Raw genomic sequence first — 13227 nt, 5'->3', positions numbered from 1 at the left:
CTGAACTGATTGAGATATTTTCACGACGCAACGTTTTTCACGGGGCGCGTCGGGAGACTCACTGCTTTGCACCGAGATTTTCAATTACTACTAATGTTGAGGTGAATTATTGATCGATCAATAAAGTATTGGTCGAGACATTCCGTTGACCAACATTGATTAATAAAGCATTACTCACTTGCTGCAACAGCAAATGATTCACAAAACAGTGGTTGATTCCTCCGTTAGCTAACATTTAGACTAAACTATTCTCTTAGTACCAGTTAAAGCAGTACTCATTTAGATCAGTCTCCGTTTACTGATTCTTTACAACGCTTATCCGCAGGCGACCGGTTTCTTCCCAACGGTCTGCGTCCCCTCCCCCTCCTGGAGGACATACTGAGCCACGTCATTTCGGCTTCAGTCCCGTCGAGACCAGACGATCCCCTCATGGAGTACGCTACCGAGCAAACGCGCACCCGGGCTCGTGCACTTCCCTTCCGTCAGCCGAACCTTCCCAACCTGGAATGGTAACGCACATCCACTGTTTTCATTCAGTTATCCATATCAGTCGATAAATGCATCGGGAGTTCAGCATTCAAATTCTGGTCGCAAATCACATCAAGTTTCTTCATCACTTTTCTCTTACTTAGACATTAGGGCCAAACGTATGTCGCAGATCATTAGAATCGGTGTTGTGAGTGACACGCATGGGCACGTCCCCAATACCGAACAAGCCGTTAAGCAACTTCGCGAACACGAGGTTTCGCATGTCATCCATTGTGGAGACATCGGAACGGGTGCCGTCGTTCCTCTCTTCGCAGAGTGGCCGACCCATTTCGTTTTCGGAAACGTCGATCGGGAGAAAAGTCATCTTCAGTCGACGATCGAAGGAAACGGACAGACATCGTGGGGAGAATTCGGCGAGTTGCAAATCGGAGACTGCCGGATTGCCTTTACTCACGGGCACGATTCAGTCCTGCTCGAACGGCTCAGCACGTCGGGCGCATTTGACATCGTCTGTTCCGGACATACGCACGTCGCCAAACTGGAAGTGCAGAACGATATCCAGTTATTGAATCCGGGCGCACTATACCGCGCAGATCCACATTCCTACGCGATCATCGAACTCCCGAGTCAGGAAATCAAACATTACCAACTGATCACGGAATCGTAGCGGGCAGCTCAGAAGCTATTCTCTGGGTTCCGTCAACGCAGTGCGGATTTTAGCTGCAACCTGCTCGCCCAGTTCCCGGTAGCCTTCTCCGGTAAAATGAACGTTCGCCTTCCGTTGAATCTCGTCCAAGCGAGGTTCAGCATAGGCGAACAAATCGTTAACAGCGATCCCGTTCTCGGTCATGACCTTCAGCGCGATTGCGTTATAAAGAACTGGGTCTTCTACATCACGATGTGGTTTCACACTACCCGGAGGTACGGGGGTCGTCGTCGCAAAGATCAGCTTCGCTCCGGTCTCCTTCAACTTGCCGACGATCTCTCGCAATTGTTTTTCATACTCTACTGGAGACGCCTGATGCGGGTCATCCGAATCGTTAGAGTTTTTTCCTGTTTGAAAATCGACTCGCTTCAAGTCGTGCAGACCGAAGTTGAAATGAATCACATCCCAATCGCCCGTCCCAGCTTTTAACCAACGATCAATGTGCTTGACCCCATTGGTGGTACCCGCGCAGTTTTCGGCCTTTTCCTCATTTTTCATAGGACGCGTTACCACTGCTTCCTCTTTGAGCAGTTCCTTGACCGTTGGAGTATATCCAATCGAAATCGAATCACCGAGAATCAACACCTGCGGTTGATCCGTTTCTTTATCTTCGCCCTGACTCACCGAATGAATCCCCATTACAGCCATACCAAATACCAGTGACAACGTAACAACAGAATGTAACTTCATGAGAACAACGCCTTTGACTAGCGGTCAATAATTTAGAACAGGGGTTGGAATTATTATAGACGAGGGAAGAAGCAGACTCTACCGATTGATTCAGCGTCATCGAGCCTCAACACAAAAACACCCCGCGAGAAGCTAATCCTCTCGCGGGGTGCGTTTATTTATTGATGCCTTTAGCTGGAAGACTATACGTCTTCAGGCTTGTGGCTCAATTCGATGGAGTCGGCGGAGACCATCTTTTCGTTTTCTTTGTCCCAGGCCATCATGCGGCCAGAACGCCAGGATTCGTTGGCCATGTTAACAGCAACGACGCCCGCCATACCGAGTTCCACGGGGCAGTTGAGTTCTTCGCCGTTACGAATGTGGTTCTGCAGGTTGGTTTCGTGCAGTCCCATATCTTCGCCACCCGATTTTTTGTGGCTGGCGATCTCTTTTCATTCTTGTCGTCTTTGGCGACCCAGCCGTCACCGCCGAATTCGATGTAACCATCGGTTCCGCGAATGATGTGGTCAATTTTACGACGGTTGCTCATCGTGCCGAGCACGTAGACGGTCATACCTCGAGGGTATTCGCAGATCATCTCGAAGTTATCGGGCAGATCGCGACCATCATCCCACTGCCAGATACCGCCCATGCCAACCACACGCCGTGGATACAGCAGGTTGCAAGCTTTCATGATGCGGGAAATCCGGTGAATGAACAAGTCGGTGCAGATACCGCCAGAGTAACGACGGTAATTACGCCACTCGAAGTAGTGGTGCGGATTCCAGTCGATTTTTTCCGCGTGTCCCAACCAGGCATCCCAGTCGAGGTCGGAAGGTTTGTCCTGATATTTATTAACCTGTTCCGGCACACGCCAGGGGCCAGCGTTGTCAGGATAGTGGCGAACATACTCAATCTGAGCCTGAACGACCTGACCAATCATGCCTCCGTCAATCGCTTTACGAGCAGCGATATAACTGTCGTCCGACATGCCCTGAACACCCACCTGCAAAGGCAGGCCAGTTTCTTTCTGTTTCGCCCAGACTCGTTGAGCCTGTTCGATATCGTGGGTCATCGGTTTTTCACAGTAAACGGCTTTGCCAGCATCAAACGCGTCAATCACCATATCGGCATGAGTATGTTCGGGAACGGCGACGGTCACCTGATCGACATCTTTCATGTCGAGCAGTTCGCGGTAGTCGGTCAGCGAATATTTGGCGTCAGTAAACTTCTGGCCGGCATCAGCACGAGATTTCCAACAATCAACGATCGCCTCTACAGCAATGTTGTTCGGCTCTTTCAGTTTGTTGTAAACCTTCATGTGGGCGTTGCCGATTACGCCGGCACCGATCAGACCAATGTTGATCCGCTCGTTGGCCCCTTTGATCGCGGCATAACTTTTCGCGGACCAGGTGAGTGCCGAAGCAGCCACTGCAGCCGTGCCCGTCGTTTCCAGGAAGGAGCGACGGTTGAGGTTATTCCCGTTGCCTTGATTCGTCATATCAAATCTCCAATTTGAGTCAATTGCTCGTTTCAGTAGATGAGTGGTGATGATTTTAAATGTCGCCAGTATTCAGGCAGACGGAGTTTTATTTGATTCGTTTCACACGGATATTACGGAACTCAACCGGATCGCCGTGGCCGCAGAGAACGATATGTCCCGTTTCATTGAGTAGACCGGGATGCTCGCGTTTATCGAGAGGACCATTTTTAGTCGCTTCGACAATATCACCATCCACGATGGTGGTACCATTCAGTACGACTTTAACCTTGGAACCGATGGCAGTAATTTCCATTTCGTTCCATTCGCCCAGTGGTTTCAGGTGCCCACGTTTCGCAGGAAGAATTCCGTAAACCGAACCGTTGTACTGGTAATCAGCGAGGGCGTTGTATTTCTCAGCGGTGTCGTCCAGCAGCTGAATTTCCATACCATCGAATGCAGGATTACCAGGAATGGTGGTGCGAATACCAACGCCGTTGTTGCCACCTTCGGGCAGGCGATAATCAAGACGGAATACGAAGTCCTCATATTTGTCCGGTGTTAAGAGGTACTTCCCTCCTGGACCGCAGCGAAGGATGCCGTCTTCAACGACATACCCTGTGATATTTTCAGTCTGGATTCCATCGGCACCTTCATGATGCCAGGCGGATAAGTCCCCACCATCAAACAGTTTGACGAAATCCTCTTCTCCGGCGCTAGCAAGCGCACTGAGGACCAGAAGTGACAAACTGGTGAGAACGAGATGCACACGTTTCATGAACGGGATCCTTTTGTGATGTTAATTAAATGGCCAGAGGTGCTCTAGCAGGAAGGCGCCGTTAGAACGATGGACATGCTCTGGAATCTCTTATTGGTAAATAGAGAAAGCATTAGACCCGACGATCGCAAACGACGAAAGGAGGCGTTGTTCCCTCAATCTTAATATCTCGCTGACCAAACGCAATTAGCCAACAGGAGAAGATAACAAGGGGGGAAGAAATTCAGGGGGGAGTGAACAGGTAGGATAAATAAGAGGATATCACGAAAGTGGTCGCAGACTTAAGGGAAAATTCGGTCTGATTTTGCTTTTTCGGGCAGACTCATAACAGGTGTCGATGACTTTTGACTGGCTTTTAAAACCTGAACAAATCACCCCCAACTTAGGAATGAAGGGCAAACTTTGCGGAATAGTCACCCTGGGGACTGGGGAGAAAGTGTCCCATTTGAGACTTTCATTCCAATCTCAACGAGAACACAAAAATTCCCGATTGTAGAGGGAACACGACCCCACGACCGGACAATCGGTGGAAATGACCGGGTGTAGACAGCTAGGTCCAAGCTCCTCCGGAAGGTTTGACGATTTTAATATCAGTGGCGATATCAGCCAGAATATGATTTCAGGACGTGAGGAGAAAACGGGACTGGAAAAGTCCCCACGGAATCGACTACAACGAGCGAGCCTCACCCGGTGAAATCGCTCACTCCGGAATCTCCTCGCATGGCTGTTTTATACAGCCATCCTTCCACCCCACCGCTCTCCGCGAGCACTGAGAGAATTCATCTGTGAGTACCGTCCCCAGCGCTTATCTCGCTCCCAGTCTACCCGCGCCCTCCTTGCGCGTCGTTCACGACGTCAAAGAAGAACGGCGGGAACAATTACGCCGTAATGGCAACTTCTCCCTTTCGTACCACACCCTGCAGGAGGGTTTGAAATACCACCACTCCGACTGGGGATACATCGCCTACGAAAAGAAATGGGGATACACCTTCGTCCTGGCCGATCCGGTCGTCGATCCAAACTACACTGAAGAAGCACTCGACGACTTCCTCGCGCATCATAAGAAGCCCTCCTTCTGTCAGGTCAGCGCACCGATGGCCCGGTTACTGCAGGATCGTGGTTTCCTGATTAATGAGTTCGGCACCGAATTCGAAATCGATCTGTCAGACTACACGATCTCAGGAAAAAAGAAACGACATATCAAAGAAGCCACGAACCGACTGCGAAACTTGGGAATGCAGGTGGTCGAACGCTCGATTTCAGAACTGGACCGGTCCGAAGTTGAAGCGGTCTCCGATACTTGGCGCGATGGTAAAGTCGTGAAGGAAAACGAAACACGGTTTCTTTCCCGTGGCATCGTTCTGGAAGACGAAGAAGACGTCCGAAAATTCTATCTTCTGGATTCTGATGGTTCGATCGTTGCCTACATCTATTTTGATCCTATCTATCAGGACGATGAGGTCATCGGTTACCTGTCGAACATTAAACGGCATCGGGAAGATGCTCCGCGCGACTTCGACTTTGCGATGACCTGGCACGCCATTCAGCAGTTTCAGCAGGAAGGTAAACAGATCCTCTCACTGGGCATGGCTCCCTTTTATGAACTGGAAGACACCAACCCGGAATTCCAGCCCAATAAAGTGACCAGCTACTGCCTGCGGAAGATCTATCAACACAGCAAACGCACCATGCTGAACTTTGAAGGCATGGCAGCCCACAAACGTCGCTATCGAGGTGACAGCTTCAAAGTCTACTACGCCTCCCCCGCCCGCTTTAACGTATTGAGACTGTTGACGCTCGGAAAAGTCTGTCGCATGTTTTAAAGAGATACCTCAGCCTGCTCGGATCGACCCACCATCATGAACTGCGATCTCGACAATAGCATTCCGGAGTGGCTCATTGAACATCCGGAATCGCGAACCGTCTTTCAAGCACTCGGCTTCGATGAAAGCTGTGGCGGCAAGTCACTGGAGTACCTGTGCCAACAACAGGGCTTCAGTCCTGTAGATGTGCTCCACCAGTTGGAACAAGCGATACAGTCCGCTCCCGGCGAAACTAAATAAAGACCGTCTGGCAGCACGGTATCGAGGTAACTACCCTCTACTATTGGCCAAGCCGCGTTCGCTTCTCTTTGATTTTTCCGACGTGGTGCGGTACGTGCGCAGTGATGTTGATCAGCAGTTGCTTTAACGTCATCTCTCCTGCTTCGCTGTGCAATCCTGTCCGCATGAATTGCTCCGGATCGAGTTGACTTAGAATGACGACCAGATGCGCACGTATCGATTCTATTAACGCCAACTCTGTCGCCAAGTCTCGCTGATCGTAGGCGAGTGCGGCCGCGAACTCATCTGGTTCACCACCAAAGAAGGTCGGCTTGTCTTCCGCCAGAATCCGCTTGATCCGATCGGCATAAACAATCTCAAAATCGGCGATATGACAGACGACGCCTAATGTCGACCACTGATTTTCAATCGGTCGAGCTTTCAGGTCGGAAGCGGTCATTCCCTCCACAGCAGTTTTCAACAGCTGAGGACCGGCAGCATAAGTGTCTATCAGTTCTTTTGTTTGTTGATCATCCATGCGATTTTATTCAGAAGCCGCTTCGGTTGTTAGTTCGGATTTGGACACCGCTTTCACTGCCATCTGATTCAGAGGCATCTGGATCACCAGACCTGCCGTCCGTGGTTCTGTATCTTTACGATCCTGAACGTGGCATTTTAAACATTGTGAAGCCAACCGAATGGAACCTGTATAGGAATACTGATTCGCATCCGCCTGTTCAAAAAAGCCTTTACCCTCGGCCAGTGCTTTGGCGGCAGTACGTTCATAGTCGGTTGCTGGTTCATGATCAACGTTGACAATATCCGTCTCTACGATCAACCATTTCATTCGCACTTGATACGACTCATTAATCGCTTCAAAGACATCCTCCAGAGACGCCGACGGGATTACTCGGGACTCGTCTTCGAGAAAGAAATCGCGGTGCATCACTTGGAGCGCCCCGTGAGCCATTTCATGCAGCAACTTTGCGCGTCCACGCGCTTCTTCCACTGTAGCGGGAAGACTCACGCTCTCCTCGGCAACGTCCGCCGCAGGCTCCTCCCCTATTCCATTGACCGAGAAGGCAAGCAATAATAACAACAGAGACACGGCCAGTAGTTTCTTCATCAGGTCTGCTTTCAAAGAGGCCGTGCCTCAGGTTGTTTGTTGTATTATGCAGGCGTTTCGAAACCCACTAATGGCTCATGAACGGGTCAAGTTCGCCTTCAATCTTACAGGCTATCAATCACAACCGGTTTCAGGATAGGTTTTAAATAAAAAGATGCCGAGCAACGGAATTGCTCGACATCTTCTGTCAATTTGTAGATCAGCCCGCGGTTACTAATTCCTGTTTGGGGCCGAAGAATTCAAAGTGGATTCGCGACTCGGGCACACCGGCTAGATTCAGAATCGACATGACGTTCTCCATGAACGGTTTCGGTCCACAGAAGTAAAATTCAGCCTCCGTCAACGGTGCCCAGTTCTGCAAAGTTTCCAGAGTCAGAAATCCTTCGGCATCGCAGTGACCGCAGGAAAGTTCATCCGCCATTGCCTGATCAAACATCACGAGCGATTTCACTAGTGGATTCTGTTCGACTAACTGCTGGACTTCCCCTCGCAAGGCGAGAACGTCGCTGTTGCGAGCAGCCTGTAGAAAATAGACAGGAGTTGAACTTTTCTTTGCAACCAGTGCTTTTGCCATGGCGAGCAAAGGTGTGACTCCAATGCCCCCCGCCAGGAATACAACGGATCGTCCATCCTGCTGTTCGGGATCGAGTGTGAATTCACCACAGGGTGGTCCGATTTCAAGCTGGTCGCCCACTTGCACGACGTCGTGCAGGTAATTAGAAATTACGCCTCCCGGAGCATTTTCCGTCAGGGCACTCTCGCGTTTGACGCTGATACGGTAATATTCGCCATTGGGCTTATCCGAGATGCTGTAGTTTCGGGGAGAAGTGGGTGTAGTTGGGTGATCGACTCGCACGGTGAGGTATTGACCGGGCAGGTAATCAGCAATCGGATTTCCGTCGGCTGCTTTGAGGTACAGAGAGACAACCTCGCTGCTTTCTGTTTCTTTTCTGGCGACTTCAAATTTCCGGTAACCATTCCAGCCACCTGGCTGCTCGCGTAGTTCCTGATAGATCGCTGCTTCACGACCGACACAAACTTCCGCCAGAAAACCGTACGCTTCGGCAACGGCGTCGATGATCTCGGGCGTGGCGGCGTCTCCCATGACTTCTTTGATGGCATCCAGCAGATGCTTTCCAACGATGGGGTACTGGTCTTCCTGAATTCCGAGGGAACAATGCTTTTGGGCGATCAGCTCGACGGCGGGCCCCAGCACTGCCGGGTTATCGATATGAGTGAAATAGGCACATATCGCTCCCGCCAATGCACGCTGCTGACCTCCACTGTGTTGGTGGGCGGCGTTGAAATACGCTTTCACTTCCGGATTTCCGGCGAACATCCGTTTATAAAAACAAGTCGTGATCGTTTCCGCATTGGCGGCGACAGCGGGTGTGATCTCTTTTACAATCTGAATTGTCTTCGCGCTCAACATTCGATAAACCCTCTAAAAACCTGTGTTTTGTAATTGTAATGGACTTTCCCGACCCAATACTACACCAAAAGGTATAGAATAGCATTCTACACGTCAAGGTGTTTAATTAGATTTTCGTGTCCAGTTTGTAAGAAAGCCCCGGTTATACCCATGTTGCCGAAAACCGCTGAATACGCACTGAGGGCAATCGCCTACCTCGTCGACCAGTCTGGTCCAGCGTCGGCCGATACCCTCGCAGAGCATACAAAGGTGCCGCGCCGCTACCTCACGCGGGTCATGCAGGACCTGGCCAGCGCCAATCTTGTTCAATCTCGATCCGGCCCGGGTGGTGGGTACGAACTGGCGGCTGATCCGGACAAATTGACCATACTGGACGTCGTCAATGCAGTTTCCCCCCTGGAACGGCTCAAATCGTGCCCGCTCGGGCTGAAATCGCACACCTCTCTCTGCCCTCTGCACGCCGAGCTCGACCGTGCCTACGCGGCCAACGAAGAAGCCTTCAAACGCGTGACCATCAAAGAAATACTCGACTCAGCGACCTCGATCATTCCGCTGTTCGAATCGAAATAAGGCCCGGTCCCCTTTCGCCGGAATCCCTCCGTTTTCTCTCAAAAGTCGTGCGATCCTGCTGATCTTGCGCGCATACGCTTCCCTGCTTCGTCTCCTCTTTATGCTGCTGCATATCCGAAAAAGGCCTGCATCAGGCTATTTGCCGCTACTTTCATGAAAGCTGTCGGTAGTGGCACAGGAGTTGCCATCTTTAGATTCCGCAATGTGTGCCGACGCGCCACTGACGGGTGAGCTGTTCCCTCTAGATTTACTGGGAAATCCTACTCTGCGGCATGTCCTCTCGATGATCAGTTTCGACCACCGCATGTGAAAAGGAATTTGCGGACGCGTAACTGGGAAGACCCGGTTTTGACTCACACCGGTTCTTCTGAACATCTTCGTCATCGAAGACCTTCGGCATAGTTCGTATTACGGGAGGCGAGATGGTGTATCCATTCAAGGAAGCCTCCACTTGTTCATTATAAGGAACCTCTATGAAGCATGGTTATTTAATTGACATGGATGGTGTTTTGTATCGCGGATCGAAGTTGATTCCAGGTGCGGATCATTTTGTGAAACAGCTCCTGGCAAGGGACATTCCGTTTATGTTCCTCACCAATAACAGCCAACGGACCCGCCGGGACATGGTTGCCAAACTGGGGCGCATGGGCATTCAGGTCGAAGAAAAACATATCTTCACCTGCGCCATGGCCACGGCCCGTTTTCTCGCCCATCAAAAACCGGGAGGAACCGCTTTTGTCATTGGCGAAGGAGGGCTCCTCGCGGCGCTGCACCGGAATGGTTACGCCGTCGTCGATCACAAACCAGATTACGTGGTGATCGGCGAAGGAAGAACGTTCAACCTGGAACAGGTAGAAGCCGCCGTCAATATGGTGCAGGAAGGAGCCAAACTGATTGCGACCAACATGGACCCCAACTGCCCGACACAAAATGGAATACGTCCCGGTTGCGGAGCGATGGTTTCCATGGTCGAAAAAGCCACGGGAGTCGAAGCGTTCAGCGTCGGCAAACCGAGCCCTATCATGATGCGGGCCGCCCGCAAAGAGCTTGGTCTGACCACGGCAGAGACAACCATGATCGGTGACACGATGGAGACCGACATTCTGGGAGGTGTACAACTCGGGTTTAATACTGTTCTTGTTCTCAGTGGCGGTACAAAAAAAGAAGACTTGCAGGAGTATGCTTATCGACCCGACGTCATCGTCGATTCGTTGGCCGAGTACACCCAACTGCTGGAAGAAAGCGAATGGCATACCCCCTGCCCCAGCCCGGGCTTGCTTCCGGAACTGGTCGCCGTCGCGGGTTAAGTCCCTGATAGTGAATTCGATAGTCCGCAGCCAGGTCATTCTGAACCCTGTGTTAGAAAAGTGATCTCACCCGGGTTATGTCACCTGACGGCTTTCTCATCTGGAGGCAACTGTCGGATGTTCGCCTGATAAGAATAAACAAAAAACGCCCACCCCGTATGGTCCCGGGATGGGCGTTTTCTTTTTTGCTTTAAAGGATCGTACGTCTTCCTTTAGAGCAACCTGATTCTAAATGGCTCTGTGCTGGGTGCCACTGCTGGCTTGCCCAGCAGTGTGATTGCTAAGAGTGATTTCGAGTGCTTCGTCAACAAATGTGGAGCAAAGTCTTTCGAGCTATCCGGGGAATGATACTCCTCAGAAGGCAAGCGAGAGATTCAACTGCTCTCGCACGGTTAGACGAGCTAACCGTGGCACCCTTTTTTAAAGCCTTTCGTATTTTTCGAAACGAAACCGTTACCGCTCAATCAAATAGATCAAACAGAGTCCTAATAGTAATATGCCAAAGTCGCGGTAAAGCGATCATCCAGGAAGTCTTCTCTGCTGGTAAGAGGAACTTCATAGGCGGCGGTGAGATGGATATCGTCCCTCAAACGAATCGTGGTACCGATTGCTCCTGTGATGACATCGTTGCCCGTGACGTTATCTGAACCCAGGCTGAAGAGGTCGCCCCCTTCGAGGTTTGAGTTCGGAGTGCGGGAACCACTTTCCGTGTAATGCTGTCCGTTCATTTCCAGAACGAGAAACTTGTCTTCGAAAAGTTCCAGGTCGTAGTGGAAACTGTAGTAAAGCGATTCGTTTTCTTCATCGTGGTTATTGGGAAGGTGCCAACCGACGGTTGAGACGAAGTGGCTGCGTCCCCAACCTTTACCCCCTGTCAGGAAAATGTGCCACATGCCATGACCATTCCCCTGAAAGATTTCGCTTGTTCCATTGGAGCGTTCATAGAGACTACCGGCACTCAACAGGAATCGATTGTATTCATCACGAACCAGAACGGTCTTGAAACCAAACGCCATATCGAGCCAGCCATCCAACTCTGACTGCCCGTCCAGGTCAAAAGTGGCCCGGCCTGTTTTGGCGGCGAGAAACGACATCCGCTCACCCACGGCAAGCGAACCCTGTAAACTGGTGACCGTGGTGCTTCCCGCCGGTGTGACATTGTTTCGAGGAATGTCCTGGTTCATCACCACCAACCGGGCACGCGTCATGGAACGGGGATCGATAAACCAATACGGATTCGTGATTGGTTCAATGAAGTCCGCAAACGCGTAGTCACTTTTAAATCGGCTTTGCGGGTGGCGTCCACAGAAACGGCGAGTCGTACAGTCGTTACAGTTGCATAAGGGGTCATCACTTCCATAAGCACACCCACCAGTGCCGCACGAGCCATAACAGTTCAGGTCACCACAGTCAGAACAGCAGGCGTTATCGTAGGGCACCATCTCCTGAGCGCCGTAGTATTCTGGAATGATGAACGAGTCATACCCTGAATCCATCACCATCTCGGGAGCTTCGAACACTTCGCCTTCTCTCATATAGACCATATTTGGATCCGATGACATCATGACCGGTCCCATTTCGTACTGCTGCTGCACCTGTTGATACTGAGCTTGTTGATACTGCGTTTGTTGATGCTGCGTTTGTTGATGCTGCGTTTGTTGATGCTGCGTTTGTTGATGCTGTTCGCGTCGAACGGGTTGTTTCACTCGACGGTTCTGACGAGCGAGGTAACCACTCTGAGCATGCTGCTGTTGATACTGTTGTTGTTCGTAATGAGCGTGACTGTGTTGGTGCTGTGCCCGAGGTTGCGATGCTGAATGCTGCTGTGTTCGAGTCTGCGCTGTTCGGTGCTGTTGTGCCTGTGCTTGACGGACGGGCTGACGTGCCTGCTGTTGCAATGATTTGGGATTGAGCCCCGCTTTCACGGCGACGGGAGCGACGAACCCCTGCGATGCGTTTGCCGACCGAGTTGGCTGTTGTTGAGCGTGATAATAAGAAGCGTTCGCTTTAGCCGCAGCCGGTTGATTTCGAGCATAGCTCGATCGGCTTTGAGCAGTTCGCTGTTCGGGAACAGCCTGACGTCGAACCTGTTCCTGTGGAACTGCGGGTGCCAGCGGACGAATGTCTTGGGCGACGGGCTGAGCATTCAAATGTGACTGAGGCAATTCGCGCGGTGCGGTTCGCTTCAGTGGCTCATCACTGAACCAGGCCGCCTGATTGACCGGTGCCTGTTTCAATGCGCGATTCTGTCGAGGACGAAACTGCTGATCGACCGGTGGCGCCATAGGCAAACCGTAGTTTGGCTCCGGATAACGCGCATCCCAGGCATCCTGGGCTTCGGCGAGATCGTACTCTATTTCGCCTTCTTCTTCCGGCGTAACATAGAGGTCCACATCCTCTTCGTAGGCATCCAGTGCCTCTTCCGTTGGAACGGCGATGATTCCATTCGATTGTCGAAAAGAACTTTCGGAACGGCTAACCGTGTATTCTTCCTGCTCTTGAGCCATCAGACTGACACAGCAGAGAATACAGAGCATTCCGAAACCGAGTGATCGCGGCAGATCCATTGCCATCGAAACTCTCCTGGTTGATTTTCAGGTGGTTTGCTTCCGGCCAGATTCAGGTTAC

12 protein-coding genes are annotated in these 13227 nt (G+C 51.3%); 5 read left to right on the top strand and 7 right to left on the bottom strand.

What is annotated here, in order from left to right; translation table 11 throughout:
* Positions 1 to 649: 649 nt before the first annotated feature.
* The gene (locus tag Pla110_RS03835) at positions 650 to 1156 is read left to right on the top strand and encodes a metallophosphoesterase family protein (RefSeq protein WP_261342358.1); all 507 of its coding nucleotides are present in this window, start codon (positions 650 to 652) and stop codon (positions 1154 to 1156) included.
* A gap of 15 nt (positions 1157 to 1171) precedes the next feature.
* Here the strand turns inward: Pla110_RS03835 and Pla110_RS03830 are convergent, their stop codons facing one another.
* The 3 genes from Pla110_RS03830 to Pla110_RS03820 all read right to left on the bottom strand — a co-directional run bounded on the left by Pla110_RS03830 (position 1172) and on the right by Pla110_RS03820 (position 4122).
* The gene (locus tag Pla110_RS03830; protein ID WP_144993428.1) at positions 1172 to 1885 is read right to left on the bottom strand and encodes an SGNH/GDSL hydrolase family protein; all 714 of its coding nucleotides are present in this window, start codon (positions 1883 to 1885) and stop codon (positions 1172 to 1174) included.
* A 259-nt stretch (positions 1886 to 2144) separates the two neighbouring features.
* Complete coding sequence (locus tag Pla110_RS03825; protein WP_231742904.1) at positions 2145 to 3365, bottom strand: Gfo/Idh/MocA family protein; 1221 nt, start codon at positions 3363 to 3365, stop codon at positions 2145 to 2147.
* An 88-nt stretch (positions 3366 to 3453) separates the two neighbouring features.
* The gene (locus Pla110_RS03820) at positions 3454 to 4122 is read right to left on the bottom strand and encodes a 3-keto-disaccharide hydrolase (RefSeq protein WP_144993426.1); all 669 of its coding nucleotides are present in this window, start codon (positions 4120 to 4122) and stop codon (positions 3454 to 3456) included.
* A gap of 785 nt (positions 4123 to 4907) precedes the next feature.
* Here Pla110_RS03820 and Pla110_RS03815 point away from each other — a divergent pair.
* Positions 4908 to 5945, top strand: a complete 1038-nt coding sequence (locus Pla110_RS03815; RefSeq protein WP_144993424.1) for a DUF2156 domain-containing protein — start codon at positions 4908 to 4910, stop codon at positions 5943 to 5945.
* A gap of 36 nt (positions 5946 to 5981) precedes the next feature.
* Complete coding sequence (locus tag Pla110_RS03810) at positions 5982 to 6185, top strand: hypothetical protein (RefSeq protein ID WP_144993422.1); 204 nt, start codon at positions 5982 to 5984, stop codon at positions 6183 to 6185.
* Positions 6186 to 6225: 40 nt separating this feature from the next.
* Here Pla110_RS03810 and Pla110_RS03805 read toward each other — a convergent pair whose 3' ends face one another.
* From Pla110_RS03805 to hmpA, 3 genes are all read right to left on the bottom strand, one after another.
* Positions 6226 to 6702 carry a DinB family protein gene (locus tag Pla110_RS03805; RefSeq protein WP_144993420.1) on the bottom strand — a complete coding sequence of 159 codons (477 nt, stop codon included), beginning with the start codon at positions 6700 to 6702 and terminating at the stop codon, positions 6226 to 6228.
* A gap of 6 nt (positions 6703 to 6708) precedes the next feature.
* Positions 6709 to 7290, bottom strand: a complete 582-nt coding sequence (locus tag Pla110_RS03800; protein WP_144993418.1) for a c-type heme family protein — start codon at positions 7288 to 7290, stop codon at positions 6709 to 6711.
* A 199-nt stretch (positions 7291 to 7489) separates the two neighbouring features.
* Entirely contained in the window at positions 7490 to 8722 is a 1233-nt protein-coding gene (hmpA, locus tag Pla110_RS03795; protein WP_144993416.1) for an NO-inducible flavohemoprotein, read from the bottom strand.
* Between the two features lie 150 nt (positions 8723 to 8872).
* Here hmpA and Pla110_RS03790 point away from each other — a divergent pair, with 150 nt between their 5' ends.
* Together Pla110_RS03790 and Pla110_RS03785 are read left to right on the top strand one after the other, a co-directional pair.
* Positions 8873 to 9292, top strand: a complete 420-nt coding sequence (locus Pla110_RS03790) for an RrF2 family transcriptional regulator (RefSeq protein WP_144993414.1) — start codon at positions 8873 to 8875, stop codon at positions 9290 to 9292.
* 473 nt (positions 9293 to 9765) lie between these two features.
* Positions 9766 to 10599 (top strand): TIGR01457 family HAD-type hydrolase, encoded by an 834-nt coding sequence (locus Pla110_RS03785; RefSeq protein ID WP_144993412.1) that lies wholly within the window; start codon positions 9766 to 9768, stop codon positions 10597 to 10599.
* A gap of 485 nt (positions 10600 to 11084) precedes the next feature.
* On the opposite strand, the gene Pla110_RS03780 is transcribed toward Pla110_RS03785, so the two are convergent.
* Positions 11085 to 13172 (bottom strand): hypothetical protein, encoded by a 2088-nt coding sequence (locus Pla110_RS03780; protein WP_144993409.1) that lies wholly within the window; start codon positions 13170 to 13172, stop codon positions 11085 to 11087.
* Positions 13173 to 13227 lie beyond the last annotated feature (55 nt).

Origin of the sequence: Polystyrenella longa (assembly GCF_007750395.1) — a bacterium.
GTDB classification, from domain to species: Bacteria; Planctomycetota; Planctomycetia; order Planctomycetales; family Planctomycetaceae; genus Polystyrenella; species Polystyrenella longa.
Note: the sequence above shows the minus strand (reverse complement) of the source record. Positions and strands in the feature narration are given on the sequence as shown.

What these genes read in the sequence shown, in the direction of transcription:
- Pla110_RS03830 (WP_144993428.1), bottom strand. Translation starts at nt 1,885, where the DNA reads ATGAAGTTACATTCTGTTGTTACGTTGTCACTGGTATTTGGTATGGCT.
- Pla110_RS03785 (WP_144993412.1), top strand. Translation starts at nt 9,766, where the DNA reads ATGAAGCATGGTTATTTAATTGACATGGATGGTGTTTTGTATCGCGGA.
- Pla110_RS03790 (WP_144993414.1), top strand. Translation starts at nt 8,873, where the DNA reads ATGTTGCCGAAAACCGCTGAATACGCACTGAGGGCAATCGCCTACCTC.
- Pla110_RS03805 (WP_144993420.1), bottom strand. Translation starts at nt 6,702, where the DNA reads ATGGATGATCAACAAACAAAAGAACTGATAGACACTTATGCTGCCGGT.
- Pla110_RS03800 (WP_144993418.1), bottom strand. Translation starts at nt 7,290, where the DNA reads ATGAAGAAACTACTGGCCGTGTCTCTGTTGTTATTATTGCTTGCCTTC.
- hmpA (WP_144993416.1), bottom strand. Translation starts at nt 8,722, where the DNA reads ATGTTGAGCGCGAAGACAATTCAGATTGTAAAAGAGATCACACCCGCT.
- Pla110_RS03780 (WP_144993409.1), bottom strand. Translation starts at nt 13,172, where the DNA reads ATGGCAATGGATCTGCCGCGATCACTCGGTTTCGGAATGCTCTGTATT.
- Pla110_RS03820 (WP_144993426.1), bottom strand. Translation starts at nt 4,122, where the DNA reads ATGAAACGTGTGCATCTCGTTCTCACCAGTTTGTCACTTCTGGTCCTC.
- Pla110_RS03825 (WP_231742904.1), bottom strand. Translation starts at nt 3,365, where the DNA reads ATGACGAATCAAGGCAACGGGAATAACCTCAACCGTCGCTCCTTCCTG.
- Pla110_RS03810 (WP_144993422.1), top strand. Translation starts at nt 5,982, where the DNA reads ATGAACTGCGATCTCGACAATAGCATTCCGGAGTGGCTCATTGAACAT.
- Pla110_RS03835 (WP_261342358.1), top strand. Translation starts at nt 650, where the DNA reads ATGTCGCAGATCATTAGAATCGGTGTTGTGAGTGACACGCATGGGCAC.